The organism is Pasteurella atlantica, from assembly GCF_963693435.1.
Taxonomy (GTDB): Bacteria; Pseudomonadota; Gammaproteobacteria; order Enterobacterales; family Pasteurellaceae; genus Phocoenobacter; species Phocoenobacter atlanticus.
The window spans coordinates 964,290-983,876 of the sequence record NZ_OY856306.1 but is presented as its reverse complement, the minus strand read 5'-3'; the positions used below and the strand labels follow the sequence as shown (position 1 = coordinate 983,876).

At 38.4% G+C, this 19,587-nt stretch carries 10 protein-coding genes, 1 tRNA gene and 3 rRNA genes; 3 read left to right on the top strand and 11 right to left on the bottom strand.

Going from position 1 to position 19,587, the window contains the following annotated elements; genetic code table 11:
• Positions 1–39: 39 nt before the first annotated feature.
• On the bottom strand, positions 40–1,542 hold the full coding sequence (gene der, locus U9966_RS04655) for a ribosome biogenesis GTPase Der (protein ID WP_090923171.1): 1,503 nt from the start codon (positions 1,540–1,542) through the stop codon (positions 40–42).
• A 166-nt stretch (positions 1,543–1,708) separates the two neighbouring features.
• Between der and U9966_RS04650 the strand changes: the two genes are divergently transcribed.
• From U9966_RS04650 to U9966_RS04640, 3 genes are all read left to right on the top strand, one after another.
• On the top strand, positions 1,709–5,002 hold the full coding sequence (locus U9966_RS04650; RefSeq protein WP_306347562.1) for a YadA-like family protein: 3,294 nt from the start codon (positions 1,709–1,711) through the stop codon (positions 5,000–5,002).
• 273 nt (positions 5,003–5,275) lie between these two features.
• The gene (locus U9966_RS04645; protein WP_306347561.1) at positions 5,276–6,601 is read left to right on the top strand and encodes an NCS2 family permease; all 1,326 of its coding nucleotides are present in this window, start codon (positions 5,276–5,278) and stop codon (positions 6,599–6,601) included.
• 173 nt (positions 6,602–6,774) lie between these two features.
• Positions 6,775–8,076: an ATP-grasp domain-containing protein gene (locus tag U9966_RS04640; protein ID WP_306347560.1), complete on the top strand. Its 1,302-nt coding sequence runs from the start codon at positions 6,775–6,777 to the stop codon at positions 8,074–8,076.
• Between the two features lie 287 nt (positions 8,077–8,363).
• Here U9966_RS04640 and rrf read toward each other — a convergent pair.
• The 10 genes from rrf to U9966_RS04590 form a co-directional block, all read right to left on the bottom strand.
• Positions 8,364–8,479 (bottom strand): 5S ribosomal RNA (gene rrf / locus U9966_RS04635).
• A 150-nt stretch (positions 8,480–8,629) separates the two neighbouring features.
• Positions 8,630–11,753, bottom strand: a 23S ribosomal RNA gene (locus U9966_RS04630).
• 261 nt (positions 11,754–12,014) lie between these two features.
• A tRNA-Glu gene (locus U9966_RS04625) sits at positions 12,015–12,090 on the bottom strand.
• An 87-nt stretch (positions 12,091–12,177) separates the two neighbouring features.
• Positions 12,178–13,718 (bottom strand): 16S ribosomal RNA (locus U9966_RS04620).
• Together the 16S, 23S and 5S rRNA genes with 1 tRNA gene alongside form the textbook arrangement of a ribosomal RNA operon.
• Positions 13,719–14,091: 373 nt before the next feature.
• The gene (gene ribF, locus U9966_RS04615) at positions 14,092–15,069 is read right to left on the bottom strand and encodes a bifunctional riboflavin kinase/FAD synthetase (RefSeq protein WP_306347276.1); all 978 of its coding nucleotides are present in this window, start codon (positions 15,067–15,069) and stop codon (positions 14,092–14,094) included.
• 12 nt (positions 15,070–15,081) lie between these two features.
• Positions 15,082–15,507, bottom strand: coding sequence for a Holliday junction resolvase RuvX (gene ruvX / locus U9966_RS04610; RefSeq protein ID WP_306347277.1), 426 nt, complete (start codon positions 15,505–15,507; stop codon positions 15,082–15,084).
• A complete protein-coding gene (locus tag U9966_RS04605; RefSeq protein WP_306347278.1) occupies positions 15,507–16,067 on the bottom strand; it encodes a YqgE/AlgH family protein in 561 nt (186 codons plus the stop codon). The genes ruvX and U9966_RS04605 overlap by 1 nt, the downstream gene beginning before the upstream one ends.
• Positions 16,064–16,801, bottom strand: a complete 738-nt coding sequence (gene rsmE / locus U9966_RS04600; RefSeq protein ID WP_306347279.1) for a 16S rRNA (uracil(1498)-N(3))-methyltransferase — start codon at positions 16,799–16,801, stop codon at positions 16,064–16,066. Before rsmE ends, U9966_RS04605 begins: the two co-directional genes overlap by 4 nt.
• 25 nt (positions 16,802–16,826) lie before the next feature.
• Positions 16,827–17,666: a GIY-YIG nuclease family protein gene (locus U9966_RS04595; RefSeq protein ID WP_306347280.1), complete on the bottom strand. Its 840-nt coding sequence runs from the start codon at positions 17,664–17,666 to the stop codon at positions 16,827–16,829.
• Positions 17,667–17,939: 273 nt separating this feature from the next.
• On the bottom strand, positions 17,940–19,586 hold the full coding sequence (locus U9966_RS04590) for an ATP-binding protein (protein WP_306347281.1): 1,647 nt from the start codon (positions 19,584–19,586) through the stop codon (positions 17,940–17,942).
• Position 19,587: the final 1 nt, after the last annotated feature.

Sequence of the window (19,587 nt, the reverse complement as noted above, 5' to 3'; positions counted from 1 at the left end):
ACAATTAACGTACCGCTTACCTTTTTCGTTCTTTACTTTTTATTTTTTACTTTTCTTAATAAACTTCATCAAACGCTTACGTTTTCTTAATTGGTTTGGTGTTAATTTATTACGTTTACCTGCAAAAGGATTTTCCCCTTCTTGGAATTGAATACGTATCGGCGTACCAATTACTTTCAGACTTTTACGGAAATAGTTTGATAAATAACGTTTATAAGAATCTGCTAATTTTTCTACTTGGTTGCCGTGTACCACAATGATCGGCGGATTGTAACCACCGGGGTGAGCATACTTTAATTTCACACGGCGACCATTGACCAATGGAGGTTGATGATCATCAATGGCAATTTTTAAGACACGAGTCAGCATAGATGTCGTCATTTTTTGGGTTGCACAACCATAAGCCTCTTTAATTGAACCAAATAAACTACCCACACCACTGCCGTGCAATGCAGAAATAAAATGCACTCGAGCAAAATCAATAAAATTTAAACGGCGATCCAGTTCTGATTTTACAAATTCTTTATCATCGTGGCTCATTCCATCCCATTTATTGACCACAATCACAAGTGAACGTCCTGCATTTAAAATAAAACCTAACAGTGATAAATCTTGATCTGAAATACCATCACGTGCATCAATGGTTAATAACACCACATTCGCATCTTGAATGGCTTTTAAGGTTTTAATAACAGAGAATTTTTCAACCGCTAAATTGACCTTTCCACGCTTACGTACACCAGCAGTATCAATAATAGTGTATTTCTGATCATCGCGTTCCATTGGGATGTAAATACTATCGCGTGTCGTACCCGGTAAATCATAAACCACTACACGATCTTCACCCAAAATTCGGTTAGTTAAGGTTGATTTCCCTACATTTGGACGACCAACAATTGCAATTTTAATATTTTGATCATATTCTTGCTCTTCGTTTAACGCTTCATCTAATAATGCCGTATCTTCTTCATTATTAAAATCAAAATCACGTTCCCATTCATCAATTTCTTGGCTTTCTACTTCTTCCGCTTCAACGCCTTGTTCAACCTTTTCAGCCAAAGGAATAAGTACTTGTTCGATAAGTTGGTTTACGCCACGCCCTTGTGATGCGGCAATTTGTTCAATTTCGCCTAAGCCCAGTTGATAAAATTCGGCACAATGTGAATTTGCATCAATACCATCAACTTTATTTGCTACCACAACAGTCGTTTTTTCACGAGCTCGCAAATATTGTGCGATACCAATATCAGCAGGCACCAAACCCGCTCGGGCATCCACCATAAAGAAAACAACATCGGCTTCATCAATCGCAAGTAACGATTGTTCCGCCATTTTTTCTTCCACGCCCTCTTCCGTACCGTCAATACCGCCAGTATCAATTACGATAAAATCGTGTCCATTGATATGAGCTTGACCATATTTACGATCTCGGGTTAAACCGGGAAAGTCTGCAACTAACGCATCACGAGTACGGGTTAAGCGATTAAAAAGTGTGGATTTTCCCACATTTGGACGCCCAACGAGCGCAATAACAGGTGTCATATAGATTTTTACCTTTAGAGTTTCTTTAATAGTTCGACATTATAACAAAAATCACTAAATTATATACGACCATTTTTAACAAATTGTTTTTAGTTGAATTTTAGACAGGGGGGGTATAATAGTTTGATTAAATTGTCAATACCTAAAATGAAGGAATTTCATATAAATGAATACTAAAAATAACAAGAAAACAACAGTTGCAACACTATTATTTTTATCACTCACAACGAGTTTTGCTTTTGCGGAACCAAGTCAACAAGAACAAATAGATGCTCTTATAAAACAAGTAGAAGGATTGCAAAAGCAACTGCAAAAGCTAACGGCACAACCGAAAATACAAACTTATGCAACTACGACACCTGACAGTACTGATGACCCAGCCAAAAATGGCACAGGCACAGGTTCGATTGTTTTAAACAATGGAACAGCAGAAGGAACAAATTCTATTGTTGGTGGAAGTTCTAAAAACAGTATTGAGGGCAACGATAATATAAATTCTGCTGTTATTGGTGGAAATAAAAACAAGATTATAGGTAGCAAACAATATAATGGTATTTTTGCAGGATATAATAATACCATTACTAATGCCAATCATCGTAATGCTATTATTGGTGGACAAGAATCAGAGATAATAGGGACTGATAATAAGCAAGGCTTTGACAATGTTATTATCGGTGGAGGTAATACTGATGGTGGTGGAAATTCAATTACCGATGGAGATAATAATTCGATTATAGGCGGATACAACAATAAAATTACTGGTGTTGCAGATAGAAATTATCAAGATGATAATATCATATTAGGTGGACATACGAATGCAATAACTAAAACAGCGAAGGACTCTGCTATCTTAGGAGGAGCTGGAAATGTTGCAAGTGGAAAAGCTTCTGTTGTTATCGGCGGTGGCTTTTATGAAAGTGGAAAAGTTGTAGGAAATACAGCCGCAGGATTAAATTCTTCTGTTATGGGTGGTGTTGAAAATAGTGTAAGTGCAACAGGTTTTCGTTCTAGTGTTATTGGTGGTTACAAAAATAGCGTATCTAGTGAGGATTCTATAACTCTAGGTGGGCAGAAAAATACCATTACAAATAGTGGAATATCTAATGCTATTTTTGTGGGAGAAGATAATACTATTGAGAATGTTAATAAAGGAAATGTTATTATTGGAGGAGCAAAATCAAAGATACACGGTGGTACAGGTTATGATAATTTTATTCTCGGTGGTGGTGATAGACATGCTGATGGAAATGAAATTATAAATGGAGATAATAATGTAATTATAGGCGGATATGGAAGTAAAATTGTTAGTGATGGAAAGTACTATGATAATGCTATTATATTAGGTGGACGTCATAATAAAATAGACAAAAAGACTAAAAATGGTTTTATTTTGGGTGGGACAAATAATACTGTTAATGGTTTACTAAGTGGTTCACTTGGTGGAAGAGGAAATAATATAACAGGTAATGGTTCTTATGCTATAGGAGGTTTCAATCCAGAAGATACTAAATCTAAGAGTGTAGATAAAACATACGGTAATACCATTTCAGGAAATAATTCTTATGCTATGGGGAACAAGAATAATATTTCAGGACATAATTCTTATGCTTTTGGTTCAGATAATAAAATAAATTCAGAAAAAATTTATATTTTAGGTTCGGGTGTAGATGCAAGAGGGAAAAAAGATGCAGTAGTTTTAGGAAATAATTCTACAGCTGAAAATTATGCGATTTCAGTAGGAAGTGCGGGAAGTGAAAGATATATAAAACACGTAAAAGCTGGACTTGCTGATACAGATGCTGCAAATACCACACAATTAACTCAGATAGATGAAAATGTAGCTGGAAGTGAGATTGCTGTTAACAAAGAGTTTTTAGATGGGAATGGTGCTAATACTTATAAAGGAAGAAAATATAAGTTAAGTTTAAAAGATAACAGTATTGCAGAAAGAAAACTTACCATTTCGTTAAAAAATAAAATAGATAATATTGAGAAAAATACCACTAAGATTGGTGAAAATACTACTAAGATTGGAGAGAACACCACTAAGATTGGTGAAAATACCACTAAGATTGGAGAGAACACTACTAAGATTGGTGAAAATACCACTAAGATTGGAGAGAACACCACTAAGATTGGTGAAAATACCACTAAGATTGGAGAGAACACCACTAAGATTGGTGAAAATACCACTAAGATTGGAGAGAACACTACTAAGATTGGTGAAAATACCACTAAGATTGGAGAGAACACTACTAAGATTGGAGAGAACACCACTAAGATTGGTGAAAATACCACTAAGATTGGTGAAAATACCACTAAGATTGGAGAGAACACCACTAAGATTGGTCAAAACACCACTAAGATTGGTCAAAATACTACTAAAATTGGAGAAAATACAAAAGCCATCGCATCTAAATTAAGTAAAGATGATATGAAAGGTGTTTTAAGCTCGAAGACTATTTCTGTGACAGGTAATGGAGCAAATCAATTATTAGATAATATCAAAATTGAAGTCAAAACAGACGGACAAGTGGCTGATGGTGATAAAAAAGTAGTTAATGGTGGCACGGTTAAAAAATATTTAGATGATAACCATTACACCAAAACAAAAACGAATGAGTTGCTAGATAAAAAAGTAAATTCTGATGATATGAATAAATCTATCACAGGAAAAGGGATTAAAGTTGGTGGAGCGGGCAGAAGTCAATTATTAGGTGCTGTAACATTAGAAATTGAAGATAATGCAATTACTACTGCAAAAATCAAAGATAAAAATGTGACAAAAGATAAATTATCAGATGATGTTCAAACAACTTTAACACAAGTTGAAACAAACAAATCTGATATTGCAAATAATTCTAAAAATGTGACCGCTAATACTAAAAATATAGCGAGCAATAAAGCAGCAATTGATAAAAAACTTGATGCTGATAAGATGAAGGGTGAATTAACCTCAAATAAAGACAGTATCAAAGTAACAGGTAAAGGCAAGAAAACGTTATTAAATGATGTAAATGTTGAAGTCAACCCAACTCTAACTGGTATGCAAAATATTTCATTTAACAATGGCGTTTCTATTGGTCAAACAGGCTTAAATAATGGTGGACATAAAATTACCAATGTTGCTGCAGGTGAAGTTTCTGCAACATCAACGGATGCAGTAAATGGAAGCCAATTATATAAAATAGCATCACAATTAAATCAGAACAGTAATGAAGCTAAGAAAAGAGCTATTTCAGGTGCGGCTATTGCTGGTGCAATGGCAAACTTACCACAGGAATACTTACCGGGTCGCTCAATGGTAGCAGTGGGTACGGCACATTATCGTGGTACAACTGCCGTTTCTCTAGGGCTATCAACGATTTCGGATAATGGTAAATGGATCTTAAAAGGTTCCGTCAGTTCCGACTTAAGAGAAGAAACAATGGTCGGTGCAGGTGCTGGGTATAGCTGGTAATCACCATTAAAATTTGAGGTATGCACCCCAAAAGTTGAACACAACTTCTGGGGTGTTTTTTATTTATTTTTCACATAGACTGGAAAGCAGATTTGTAGTACTTTTTAAGCGGGTACATTTACGAAAAAATTTACAAATTTTAAACATTCTGTTTATTTCCCAAATAGATATAAAAAATAAGCAAACGTTTACGCAAACGGTTGCTTTTTATTTTTTTTATAGTAAAATTTAACTTTCTTCACTTAATCTTTAACTTAAACAGGAAAAAATGCTATGAATTTTATTAAATCCTATTTTGGTATTGATGGCAAAAATACCACCATTAGAAAAGAAGTTATCGCTGGCTTAACCACTTTTTTAACAATGGCATATATTATTTTTGTTAATCCGAATATTTTATCTACCACTGGAATGGATAAAGGGGCGGTTTTTGTTGCCACTTGTTTAGCTGCGGCAACAGGCTGTTTTATTATGGGATTTGTGGCTAAATTGCCCGTTGCATTAGCACCAGGTATGGGCTTAAATGCGTTCTTTACTTATAGCGTCGTACTGGGAATGGGATACACTTGGCAAACGGCATTAGGTGCTGTGTTCCTTTCAGGCTGTGTATTCTTATTATTGGGGATATTTAAGGTTCGTAAATGGATTATCAATGCTATTCCAAGAGGTTTAAAACAAGGAATTGTGGCTGGGATAGGTGCATTCCTTGCTTTCATTGCAATGCAAAACTCTGGTATTATTGTAGATAATCCTGCCGTACTTGTTGGACTTGGACCATTTACTTTTTCATCATCAATGGCATTACTTGGTTTTCTGCTCATTACGGCGTTAAGCCATTTTCGTGTTACTGGTGCCGTCACTATTGGTGTTATTTCTATTGCAATTATTAGTTTATTGGCAGGTTACACTAATTATTCTGGCGTTATCGCTATGCCACCGTCTATTATGCCAACACTATTACAACTTGATATTGCAGGTGCATTTAATGTAGGAATGATCAGCGTTGTTTTTGCTTTCTTATTTGTTGATTTATTTGATACCAGTGGAACGCTCATCGCCGTTGCCAAACAATCTGAATTGATGAATGAAGAAGGAGAAATCAAAAATTTAGATAAGGCATTATTAGCAGATGCAACCGCAACCATAACTGGAGCATTATATGGTACTTCATCAACGACCAGTTACATTGAAAGTAATGCAGGGGTTGCTGCGGGTGGTCGCACAGGGTTAGTGGCTGTTGTTGTTGGCATACTCTTTCTATTAAGTCTATTTTTTGCACCTCTAGCTGGAATGATTCCTGCTTATGCAACGGCTGGTGCAATTTTATATGTTTCGGTGTTAATGTTGGAATCATTAACTGATCTGGATTGGAAAGATATTAGAGAATTTGCTCCTGCCGTTGTTTGTACAATTACAATGCCGCTTACTTATTCTATTGCAGATGGTATTACTATTGGCTTTATATCTTATACGGCACTACAAGTTTTGACAGGTAGATATAAAGAAATTAATGCTGTCGTGTGGGTATTAACCGCTATTTTATTACTTAAAATTACAGGTCTATTAGATATGCTTTTTGCTACATTAAATGTGATGTAAGCGTAAACAAACACTGATAAAAAACCAAAAAGCTGTTGTAAAAACAGCTTTTTTTATTGCTTAAAATTGATCTTGTTCACATAAATACACTTCACAATGTGCAATTTATACGACTATTTGCTAAACTTCTTTAACGAATTTAAAATTTTTTTAACAATACGAAGGAGTATCTTATGTCTAAACCGCATATTGGATTTTTAGGTCCACAGCCTTATATGAAACAGGCAATCGATGAAATGAATAAACACCTTGTGGTACACGAACTAAATCCAACCACTTGGAAAGATGAAGAAATGGATGCCATTGCTCAGAAATGTCGAGATAAAAATATTACTGCTGTTGCTGGTTTTGCACAGAAAGATGCGTTTCATCATATTTTAATCAACGAACGTTTAGGTAATACCGTTCCTTCTCGTCTTGCGTTTTTATATTGTATGAACAAATATTTAATGCGTACCCTTGAAGCAAATCCATTCTGGTTTGATTATGTTGATCCATTAACAGAAACTGATGAAGAAATTATCGCAAAAATCGCAGAATGGCCATTTATGTTGAAAAACACCTCCCTTTCATTAGGTCGTGGTATTTTCAAAATCAAAAATGAAGATGATTTACGTGCCGTTTTAAAAAGCTACCGTGAAGATACAAAATTACAAGAACTGATTGCTTATCAAAATGAAGAGTATATGAAAGGTATTCCTGAAAGTGAATTACCGCCAGTTATTCCACCATTTATCGCAGAGCATATGGTTGATATGAACGTGGCGATTGAATATTGCTACGAAGGTTATATTACCGCAGAAGGCGAAATTGTTCATTATGCGTTAACTGAAGAAGTGTATTTCTCAAATCATCAAGCATTAGGTTATGTTACCCCACCGATCAGCATTGACGCTGATATGGCAAACAAAATCGAAGCGTGGGTTGATGATTATATGGGACGCTTTGCTGATCTTGGTTATAAAGGTCAATTCTTTAATCTTGAATTCTGGATTATGCCAGATGGCACGATTGCATTAACCGAAATCAATCCTCGTGCAGCACACAGCTACCACTATAACTATCTATATTCATTTGGCGACTCACTTTATGAAGATAACTTAAAACTTGCTGCGACAGGTAAAAAAGTCTCTGATGAAACCCCTTGGACAAAATGGCGTCAAGGTGGTGACTTCCTTTATACCTTAATCGTGTTAATTACCTCAAACGAAATGGGTAACGTAAGTGATATTTTAGATTACGATTATGTTGCACAATTAGAGCAAGAAGGCGTGTTAATTCGTCATACTCGTCAAAAAGATGACGTGCTAACCGCAGAAGATATGACCGCAGCGGGTGTAATGTTGCAACAAATGTGGATTACAGGTAAAACCAAACAAGATGTGATTGCCCGTGAACACGAAATCCGTGCGAAGATCTTTAAAAATAAAGAGAAAGTGGCAGGGTGTGATTATCCAGAGTACTGGTCTTTATAATCTATAACTTTTTATGGTTACAAATCTAGAATTTAGATACTATTCCACACTGTGTAAGTTCTAAAAATAGGGTTTAGGGTTATCTAATAGGCACCCCAAAAGTTGAACACAACTTCTGGGGTCTTTTTTTATGCGTAACCCATAACAGTTAAACTGTTGTGTTATAGCTAAAGTTTCGTAGTTCAAATTATTTAACAAAAATTGATAAGTCATTGTTATTTTTCACTGTCTTTTAAATACAAAAAAGCCGTAACTATTTCTAGCTACGGCTCTTTCTTCTTATAAAACCCTGATGGTGTCCTACTCTCACATAGGGAGACCCTACACTACCATCGGCGTTACAACTTTTCACTTCTGAGTTCGGTATGGAATCAGGTGGTTCCGTTGCACTATGGCCATCAGGAAAATCTGTCGATATTTATATCTAATCTTTTCTTCATTCTTTAAATTAAAAACAAGCTTCTACTTTAACTTTCTTAAACTTCAAACTCCAACCTTACAGTCTTCTGTCTTCCGTCCTCTGTCTTCTGAAACAAAAACACTTGAGCGTTGTATGGTTAAGTCTCTCGGGCAATTAGTACAGGTTAGCTCAACGTCTCACAACGCTTACACACCCTGCCTATCTACGTCTTAGTCTCAAACAACCCTTACAATCTTATAGATTGGGAGAACTCATCTCAAGGCTAGTTTCGTGCTTAGATGCTTTCAGCACTTATCTATTCCGCATGTAGCTACCCAGCAATGCTTCTGGCGAAACAACTGGAACACCAGTGATGCGTCCACTCCGGTCCTCTCGTACTAGGAGCAGCCCCTTTCAATTCTCCAACGCCCACGGCAGATAGGGACCGAACTGTCTCACGACGTTCTAAACCCAGCTCGCGTACCACTTTAAATGGCGAACAGCCATACCCTTGGGACCTACTTCAGCCCCAGGATGTGATGAGCCGACATCGAGGTGCCAAACACCGCCGTCGATATGAACTCTTGGGCGGTATCAGCCTGTTATCCCCGGAGTACCTTTTATCCGTTGAGCGATGGCCCTTCCATTCAGAACCACCGGATCACTATGACCTACTTTCGTACCTGCTCGACATGTCCGTCTCGCAGTCAAGCTTGCTTATACCATTGTACTAACCTCACGATGTCCGACCGTGATTAGCAAACCTTCGTACTCCTCCGTTACTCTTTGGGAGGAGACCGCCCCAGTCAAACTACCCACCAGACACTGTCCGAACACCCGTTTCGGGTGCTTCGTTAGAACATCAAACGTTAAAGGGTGGTATTTCAAGGTTGACTCCACAATAACTGGCGTTACTGCTTCTAAGTCTCCCACCTATCCTACACATTAAAATTCAAGGTTCAGTGTCAAGCTATAGTAAAGGTTCACGGGGTCTTTCCGTCTAGCCGCGGGTACACCGCATCTTCACGGCGATTTCAATTTCACTGAGTCTCGGGTGGAGACAGCCTGGCCATCATTATGCCATTCGTGCAGGTCGGAACTTACCCGACAAGGAATTTCGCTACCTTAGGACCGTTATAGTTACGGCCGCCGTTTACTGGGGCTTCTATCAGAAGCTTCTCTTTCGATTACATCATCAATTAACCTTCCAGCACCGGGCAGGCATCACACCCTATACGTCCACTTTCGTGTTTGCAGAGTGCTGTGTTTTTAATAAACAGTTGCAGCCAGCTGGTATCTTCGACCGGTTCAACCTTCACCCGTAAAGGGCTACAATCTACGCCGGCGCACCTTCTCCCGAAGTTACGGTGCTATTTTGCCTAGTTCCTTCACCCGAGTTCTCTCAAGCGCCTGAGTATTCTCTACCTGATCACCTGTGTCGGTTTACAGTACGATTTATAATAACCTATGCTTAGTGGCTTTTCCTGGAAGCGTGGTATCAGTTACTTCAGCTCCTTAGAGCCTCGTCATCACTTCTCGGTGTTATTCAGAATTCCGGATTTGCCTAGAATTCCCACCTACCGGCTTAAACAGGGATATCCAATACCCTGATAACCTAACCTTCTCCGTCCCCACATCGCAGTTATTACAAGTACGGGAATATTAACCCGTTTCCCATCGACTACGCTTTTCAGCCTTGCCTTAGGGGTCGACTCACCCTGCCCCGATTAACGTTGGACAGGAAACCTTGATCTTCCGGCGAACGAGTTTTTCACTCGTTTTATCGTTACTTATGTCAGCATTCGCACTTCTGATACGTCCAGCAAACCTCTCGATTCACCTTCATCCGCTTACAGAACGCTCCCCTACCCAACAGGCGTATCACAAATAATCCTCAACTTCTACTTTATTCCAACTCAACGTGTTGGAACGCTTTGCCGTCTTTCACTTTGTGAAAGCCGTCAATCGTAAATCCTAAGGCGTATTTGTGATACGCCTGATGCCGCAGCTTCGGTGCTATATTTGAGCCCCGTTACATCTTCCGCGCAGGCCGACTCGACTAGTGAGCTATTACGCTTTCTTTAAATGGTGGCTGCTTCTAAGCCAACATCCTAGCTGTCTAAGCCTTCCCACTTCGTTTCCCACTTAATATAGACTTTGGGACCTTAGCTGGCGGTCTGGGTTGTTTCCCTCTTCACGACGAACGTTAGCACCCGCCGTGTGTCTCCTGAGTATCACTCTTTGGTATTCGGAGTTTGCATCGGGTTGGTAAGCCGGGATGGCCCCCTAGCCGAAACAGTGCTCTACCCCCAAAGGTGTCCGCTCAAGGCTCTACCTAAATAGATTTCGGGGAGAACCAGCTATCTCCCGGTTTGATTGGCCTTTCACCCCCAGCCACAAGTCATCCGCTAATTTTTCAACATTAGTCGGTTCGGTCCTCCAGTTAGTGTTACCCAACCTTCAACCTGCCCATGGCTAGATCACCGGGTTTCGGGTCTATACCTTGCAACTACACGCCCAGTTAAGACTCGGTTTCCCTACGGCTCCCCTATTCGGTTAACCTTGCTACAAAATATAAGTCGCTGACCCATTATACAAAAGGTACGCAGTCACCCCATCACTCAATCACACTGTTTATTTAGCGGTTGACCCACTTATTCATTTCATTCATAAGTGGTTAACTACTTTTGTGTGCTGAATCATCCTCACCACTCAATATGTTTGAGTGATGGGGCTCCTACTGCTTGTACGTACACGGTTTCAGGTTCTATTTCACTCCCCTCGCAGGGGTTCTTTTTACCTTTCCTTCACAGTACTTGTTCACTATCGGTCAATCAGGAGTATTTAGCCTTGGAGGATGGTCCCCCCATCTTCAAACAGGATATCACGTGTCCCGCCCTACTTATCGTTAGCTTAGTTCCACAATTGTATTTTCAGATACGGGATTATCACCCTCTTTGATTGAGTTTCCCAACTCATTCTCTTAATACAAATGCTAAAACTAACTGGCTCTTCCACTTTCGCTCGCCGCTACTCACAGAATCTCGGTTGATTTCTTTTCCTCGGGGTACTTAGATGTTTCAGTTCTCCCGGTTCGCTTCAATGACCTATGTATTCAGTCATTGATAATAGGTTCTTCACCTATTGGGTTTCCCCATTCGGAAATCTTGGAATTATCACGTTTCTTATCAACTCTTCCAAGCTTATCGCAGATTAGCACGTCCTTCTTCGCCTCTGATTGCCAAGGCATCCACCGTGTACGCTTAGTCACTTAACCATACAACCTCAAGTATTCTTAAATTAAAGAAAACCCAACGTTGTTACATTAAACAACTCAAGTTCGTATGTTGCTTTTGTTCAACATACTATTTTTTAGTTTCTTACTCAGACTTCTTCTCAAAAAACAGCCACTTTAACAAATTACAGTTTTAATTCCTGTCATCTGTCTTCCGTACTCTGTCTTCTGAACTTGAAAGTCTTCAGTTTTCAGCTTGTTTCCAATTTTTTAAAGAACAATAAGATAATAAATATCTTTAAATGGCGTCCCCAGGGGGATTCGAACCCCCGTTACCGCCGTGAAAGGGCGATGTCCTAGGCCTCTAGACGATGGGGACAACATTTAGAGATACTCTTATCTCTTTATTTGTCTCTTATATTTCTATCAAACAATCTGTGTGAGCACTCATTGTCGCTTATTCAGGTAAGGAGGTGATCCAACCGCAGGTTCCCCTACGGTTACCTTGTTACGACTTCACCCCAGTCATGAATCATACCGTGGTAAACGCCCTCCCTAAGGTTAAGCTATCTACTTCTGGTACAACCCACTCCCATGGTGTGACGGGCGGTGTGTACAAGGCCCGGGAACGTATTCACCGCGACATTCTGATTCGCGATTACTAGCGATTCCGACTTCATGGAGTCGAGTTGCAGACTCCAATCCGGACTTAGACGTACTTTCTGAGATTCGCTTACCTTCGCAGGTTCGCCGCCCTCTGTATACGCCATTGTAGCACGTGTGTAGCCCTACTCGTAAGGGCCATGATGACTTGACGTCGTCCCCACCTTCCTCCAGTTTATCACTGGCAGTCTCCTTTGAGTTCTCAGCATTACCTGCTAGCAACAAAGGATAAGGGTTGCGCTCGTTGCGGGACTTAACCCAACATTTCACAACACGAGCTGACGACAGCCATGCAGCACCTGTCTCATAGTTCCCGAAGGCACAAGACTATCTCTAGTCTCTTCTATGGATGTCAAGAGTAGGTAAGGTTCTTCGCGTTGCATCGAATTAAACCACATGCTCCACCGCTTGTGCGGGCCCCCGTCAATTCATTTGAGTTTTAACCTTGCGGCCGTACTCCCCAGGCGGTCAATTTATCGCGTTAGTTACGGGCGCCAGGCTTAAAGCCCAACCCCCAAATTGACATCGTTTACAGCGTGGACTACCAGGGTATCTAATCCTGTTTGCTACCCACGCTTTCGCACCTCAGCGTCAGTCTCTCTCCAAGGGGCTGCCTTCGCCTTCGGTATTCCTCCACATCTCTACGCATTTCACCGCTACACGTGGAATTCTACCCCTCCCTAGAGGACTCTAGTCGCCCAGTCTCAAATGCAATTCCCAAGTTAAGCTCGGGGCTTTCACATCTGACTTAGACAACCGCCTGCGTGCCCTTTACACCCAGTTATTCCGATTAACGCTCGCACCCTCCGTATTACCGCGGCTGCTGGCACGGAGTTAGCCGGTGCTTCTTCTGCGACTAACGTCAATGTTTGCACCTATTAGATACAAACCCTTCCTCATCGCTGAAAGAACTTTACAACCCGAAAGCCTTCTTCATTCACGCGGCATGGCTGCATCAGGGTTTCCCCCATTGTGCAATATTCCCCACTGCTGCCTCCCGTAGGAGTCTGGACCGTGTCTCAGTTCCAGTGTGGCTGGTCATCCTCTCAAACCAGCTAGAGATCGTCAGCTTGGTGAGCCTTTACCTCACCAACTACCTAATCTCACTTGGGCTCATCTCGTGGCATATGGTCCGAAGATCCCATACTTTAGTCCGTAGACATTACGCGGTATTAGCTACAGTTTCCCGTAGTTATCCCCCTCCACAAGGCAGATTCCCAAGCATTACTCACCCGTCCGCCACTCGTCAGCAAGAAAGCAAGCTTTCTCCTGTTACCGTTCGACTTGCATGTGTTAAGCCTGCCGCCAGCGTTCAATCTGAGCCATGATCAAACTCTTCAATTAAAAGTTTAATCGCTCAATAAACTGACATAGAATTTTTATTAAATAAATTTTCAGTGACACTTATTAAGACTTCTTTATTTCAAATATTTTTTTCAAATAAGTCAATCAACAAGTGCCCACACAGATTGTCTGATAAATTGTTAAAGAGCAAAAAACAACGACGCACCAGTTAAAACTTCGTTTCACAACAGTGCGTCGTTGTGTGTGGCGTATTATAGAGATTTTTAAAGGTGACGCAAGTACTTTTTGGAAAAATATTTAATTTTTTTGCTATCCGATGTTTTTTAATTCAATTTGAATGTTTTTTGTAAATTTTTATCAAAATGTCACCGCTATTGCTGACAATTTTCACAATAAAACATATTCAATTACTCTATAATTTTAAATTTAATGAATCAAATATCTTTCTTACTTGCTTTACATCTTTCTGAATTTGTTTTTTAAGATTTCCGAAACTAGAAAATTTTACTTCTGAACGAATTTTTTTGAGAAAAATAACCTCCATACTTTTACCATAAATGAATTGATTAAAATCAAAAATATGTACTTCTAATAATGCCGTTGTTCCATTGATAGTTGGTCGATTACCAACATTTGCAATGCCTTGTAATTTTTGTCCATTCAAATTTACTTTAACGGCATACACCCCGTGAATCGGCACCACAAAGCGATCGAGCATTATATTTGCGGTGGGAAAATTGATGGTTCGTCCCAGTTTTTTGCCGTGAACCACTCGTCCACGAATGGAATAAGGCTTGCCGAGTAACTGCTCTGCAAGGTGCAAATTATCCTTATGTAACGCCTCACGAATAAGAGTACTACTCACTCGTTGCTCTTCAAAACAGTGGCTCTGGCTATCTTCAACAATAAAATTAAACGTCTTACCCGCCTGTTGTAAGGTTTCAAAATTGCCCTGCCTTGCTTGACCAAAACGGAAATCATCGCCAATACTTAAATATTTTACCTTTAATTTTTCTACCAAAAGTTGAGAAATAAAATCTTGGGGCTGTAATGAGGCAAAATTTTCATTAAAACGCAAACAAAGGACAAAATCGATCTGTTGCTGTTTTAAATAATGCAATTTATCACGCAAACGCATTAAACGAGCAGGGGCAGAAGCGGTAATGTTTTGATCAGATTTTGCAAATTTTTGTGCAAAAAATTCTCGTGGGTGGGGTTCAAATAACATCACAACGGAAGGTACATTTAACTGTTTGGCTTGTTGCTTTAAGCGTTGTAAAATATGTTGATGTCCGATATGCACACCATCGAAATTACCAATAGTTAATACACAACCCTTTGATAATTCTGTATTTTTATTAAGATTATAAAGTCCTCGAATCAGTCGCATTTTTGTCTTCTTCTAATTATTTTCAAACCAACTTTCTAAAATCAAACACGCTGAAATAGAATCCACTTTGCCTTTGGTTAAGGCTTTATAACCACCTCGTGCAAAGATTTCTTCTTTTGCGGCAACGGTGGTTAAACGTTCATCTTGCAATTCAACAGGTAAATTAAAGCGTCCATTTAAACGGTTCGCAAATTTTTTGGCTCGTTGCGTTAAAGGTTGCTCTGTGCCGTCCATATTCAAAGGCAATCCGACCACTAATAAATCAGGTTTCCATTCTTTCAGTACTTGTTCGATTTGTTGCCAATTTGGTATGCCGTCTTGGGCTTTGAATGCAGGTAAACCTTGTGCCGTGCCAGTAATACTCTGCCCTACCGCACAACCAATACTTTTTGTACCAAAATCAAAGGCGATGATTGTTTGCGTTGCTGTTTGTCCCATTATGCTCGCCCCGCTTTTGCTAAAATACCATCAATTCCGAGTAAGCCTTTCGCCTCGCTCCAACGATCCATATAACCTGTTTCAAACAAGATTTTTTCATCAGCTGGGGTAACTAGCCAATAATTTTTTGCAATTTCGTGTTCTAATTGTTCCGCTTGCCACGTTGCACAACCTAAACAGACTAAAAAATGCTCAGGCGATTTCGGTGTACCGAGTACATCTAAAATATCGCCAGACGTCGTCAGGTAAATATTCGGCGTGATTTCTTGGCTATTCATAAAATCTTGTTGCGTTTTGGTATGCAAAATAAAGCCACGATCCGTTTTAACTGGTCCGCCACTTAATACAATTTGATCTTTGGTATAATCACGTTGATTTGCCATCATAAAATCCATTTTGGCAAGTAATTCCATTACCGATAAATCCGTTGGCACGCTAACAACCAGCCCCATCGCCCCTTCATCGTTATGCTCACAAAGATAAATGACAGTGCGAGAAAAATAGTCATCGTCCATATCTGGCGTAGCAATTAAGAAATGATTTTTGAAATGTGTCGTCATTCGCTGAGATCCCCAAAGCAAAGTTGCAATGCGGTAATTGCAGCTAATGACGCAGTTTCCGTTCTTAGCACTCGCTTACCTAGTAACACTTCGCTAAATCCTTGCTGTTCGGTCATCGCAATTTCGTCCGCCGATAAGCCCCCTTCTGAACCAATCAACAGACGCACACCCTCTTTTGGCACGTTGGTTAATTGCTTAATGCCTTGCTTGGCACGAGGGTGTAAGTTTAATTTCAGCATTTCATCTTGTTCTTGACACCAATCTGTCAGTTTCATTATCGGACGAATTTCAGGGATTGTATTGCGTCCACACTGCTCACAGGCTGCAATCGCAATTTTTTGCCACTGCTGTAATTTCTTGCCTTGACGATCGCCATCAAGCTTGACACCACAACGCTCCGACCAAAGTGGCGTAATCACATTTACACCTAATTCAACGGATTTTTGAATGGTAAACTCCATACGATCGCCACGAGAAATCACTTGCCCCAAATGGATCGGCAAATGAGATTCACGATCATCAAAAGTTTGCGATAAAATCTCAACCTCAACACGTTTTTTAGTGCTTTCCGTAATCACAGCGTCAAAAGTATGATTCGAGCCATCAAATAAAATCAGTTCCTGCCCCACATTCATACGCAACACACGCCCAACGTGATTCGCTGCGTCCTCACTCAAACTACATTCTTTTTTCCCTGCTAATGGTTCAGGGTGATAAATTCTTGGTTTTCTCATTTTTGTCTATTTTTCTCTAAATTTCTTATTTTCTATAAATCTCATCTAAGGTTTTACCGTCACTATTTTTCCACTCAATCCAGCCATTGCTATTACTTCCAATACAGAATGTCGCTGCGGAACTTGGGCTCGTAAAAGTATAATCGACTTTTAATACCCATTCATACCCAGTTTTATCTACAATTTGCTCTATTAATTGATGACGTTTTTCTAATGCGTTTTTATTTTTAAATGATGGTGTTTCCTTCTGAGAAATTATACTCCCTTTCACAACAGTAAACCCATTTTCATCATAAAAGCCTTTTGAACGGCTATTTCTAGCGGTATAAAAATAATCAATATTTGCAATTTTTTGATTATGTTGTTCCGCCGTTTTAAAAAGTGGATAATTTAAAAATTCAGTGATAAATCTGACATCAATAAAAAAATCATTTAACGTATCTTTAACGTGGCGTTGCAGTTTAGGCTCTTTTGGATTTTGTTTATTTTCATTAAGGATATAAGTGCCATTCTCTTTGGCATATTGCAACGCTAAATATTCCAAATACAAAACTTCTGCTTTATTCAGGACTGTTTGACTAATAAAAACAAGGGCTTTATTCCAAAAATCTTTTTTCTGATTATGGTCAATAATACGAGCAAGAAAATCATCGGTTTGTCCAATATAGGCTTGTGGCTCAGCATTTTTCCCTTCGCCAATTAAAATATACAAACTCGGCGAACCAATCAATTCATCTATCTCTTGGGCTTTTTTTAGAGCCACTCTTGGAATTACAAAGCCCATAATGGTTTTATTGCTGATTTGTACACTTTGAATGCCTTTTGGCGTACCTTCTAAAAAGTGTGTGATTATTGTTTTGCCCATTGTTTGTTCCATATTATTATTATAATTTTTTAATTTGAGAATAAGACTATTCCGTTGTCAGCAGTACCTTGTAAGCAGTAAGATTTTTATAAAAATTCACACAACACATCAAGTATTAACACTTCATCATTCTTGTGTGAAAATTTTGTTATTACTTGTTCTAGCTTGGTTTCTGTAAACTTTTTCATTTTTATACTATCTTTAATGAATCTATATCGGACATTCTCTCGGACATTCTCTCGGACATTCTCTCGGACATTAAGCCCTTATTTATTAATTTTTGTCCGAGATGACTAGTTTATATTTAGTCCACCTATGCTGTCCTTCTTTTATAACTTCTCCTTCTAATATCATCTTATCTAATAGTCTCTTTATTTTTTTCTGATTTATCTCACTACCTATTCTTTGATTAATATCTGCTATTGAACAAGGCTGATAAATCATTAAATCTTCTATAATCAAATGCTGTAATCTATGATTTTCTATTTTTTTAAGATCTGTCTGTCCTTTAAAATCAAGTTCTTTAAGTAATTTTGGATTAATGTAATATTCTGTTGCTTTAGTTCTACCTTTCTTTAAAACAACATCATTTTTTAGTAATTTCTTTAACCAAGTAGCCAATACTTCATCATTCCGAATGCTTAATTTATCTTTCAAATTAATTCCTGAAATACTATTGTTCTGTGCAATAATTCCCAATGCAATAATTTCTCTTTGGGTAAGATGTATTTGTTCGTGTACTTTACTCATTAATTTTACAACTTCTTTACTAATAACTGCTTTTTTTACTGTAACAATTACACGATCATCAACTTCTTCAACAAGAGGTTCTTGTTTACCATTAAATAAAAGTATTTCATAAACAGCATCATAACCACTACCTTCTTTTTCCATTAGTTTTAAATCGTAAAATAATTTTGCTAACTGTGTATTTCTATATTCTGATTTACTAATAATATTTTGCGGCGTAACACCAAGAGGCAAAAGACCTGGTGAATGAATTTCTAATTTATCGTGATACATATTGATAAAAATATCACCATTCATTGTATATATTCTATGAACAAGGGCATTGACAACCAATTCTCTAATAACATCAATATGATAATTGGGAATATTTTTTCTAAAAAGACCATCTGATATTTCTATTGATTCTTTCCATTCAGACAGATTAATTATTTCTAACATTATTTCTTTAGGATTTAAGCTATAATCGTCCCATACATACTTATTAACTTTTTTACCTTCTTCATCATATTTAATAAATTGAACAGAGGGTGCATAGTGAATTCTTGCTCTATCTTGTCGTTTCCCTATCCACAAAACACCTAAATTTGTTAATTTGCCTTCATCGACTAAGAAGTAATATTCCAGTAATTCTTCATCAGATTTTTGTTTAACAAACTCACTTACTCTTTCAGATTTTCTGATTTGATTTATAAACTCGTTTCGTTTAACAATATCAACATCTTCTAATGATAATCTTGAATGTCTGACAAGCTCCCAATTAAAAGCATCTTTATCAGCTAAAACTCTTGACATTTGATCAGGGTGAATGGGTTTGCAATTATCAGCAATCCTTATAAAATATTTACCATCAGTGGTACAAGCAAGAGTTTTTGCATTTCTAATAATTCTAAGATTAATAAACTCATCGCCCACATAATTACATACTTTTTCAGCAACAATGGCAACACCAATGGTAAGTTGAGGTATTTTTTTATTTATGTTATCAATGATTTCATCATCCACTCTTTGACCTATAGGGCAATCATCTGCATCATCTTCAATACCAATTAAAATTGTTCCACCTTTACCATTAGCAAATGCCACACAATCTTTTGCTAGTTCTTTCCAATTTGCTGTTTTTCCCTGCACAACTTTCAAGGATTTTTTATCAAGTAACGTATTTTCCTGCATA

Bases quoted from the DNA above. Each gene is read 5' to 3' on its own strand.
- U9966_RS04595 (WP_306347280.1), bottom strand. From the start codon at position 17,666: ATGGGCAAAACAATAATCACACACTTTTTAGAAGGTACGCCAAAAGGC.
- U9966_RS04590 (WP_306347281.1), bottom strand. From the start codon at position 19,586: ATGCAGGAAAATACGTTACTTGATAAAAAATCCTTGAAAGTTGTGCAG.
- U9966_RS04650 (WP_306347562.1), top strand. From the start codon at position 1,709: ATGAATACTAAAAATAACAAGAAAACAACAGTTGCAACACTATTATTT.
- U9966_RS04605 (WP_306347278.1), bottom strand. From the start codon at position 16,067: ATGACGACACATTTCAAAAATCATTTCTTAATTGCTACGCCAGATATG.
- ribF (WP_306347276.1), bottom strand. From the start codon at position 15,069: ATGCGACTGATTCGAGGACTTTATAATCTTAATAAAAATACAGAATTA.
- rsmE (WP_306347279.1), bottom strand. From the start codon at position 16,801: ATGAGAAAACCAAGAATTTATCACCCTGAACCATTAGCAGGGAAAAAA.
- U9966_RS04640 (WP_306347560.1), top strand. From the start codon at position 6,775: ATGTCTAAACCGCATATTGGATTTTTAGGTCCACAGCCTTATATGAAA.
- U9966_RS04645 (WP_306347561.1), top strand. From the start codon at position 5,276: ATGAATTTTATTAAATCCTATTTTGGTATTGATGGCAAAAATACCACC.
- ruvX (WP_306347277.1), bottom strand. From the start codon at position 15,507: ATGGGACAAACAGCAACGCAAACAATCATCGCCTTTGATTTTGGTACA.
- der (WP_090923171.1), bottom strand. From the start codon at position 1,542: ATGACACCTGTTATTGCGCTCGTTGGGCGTCCAAATGTGGGAAAATCC.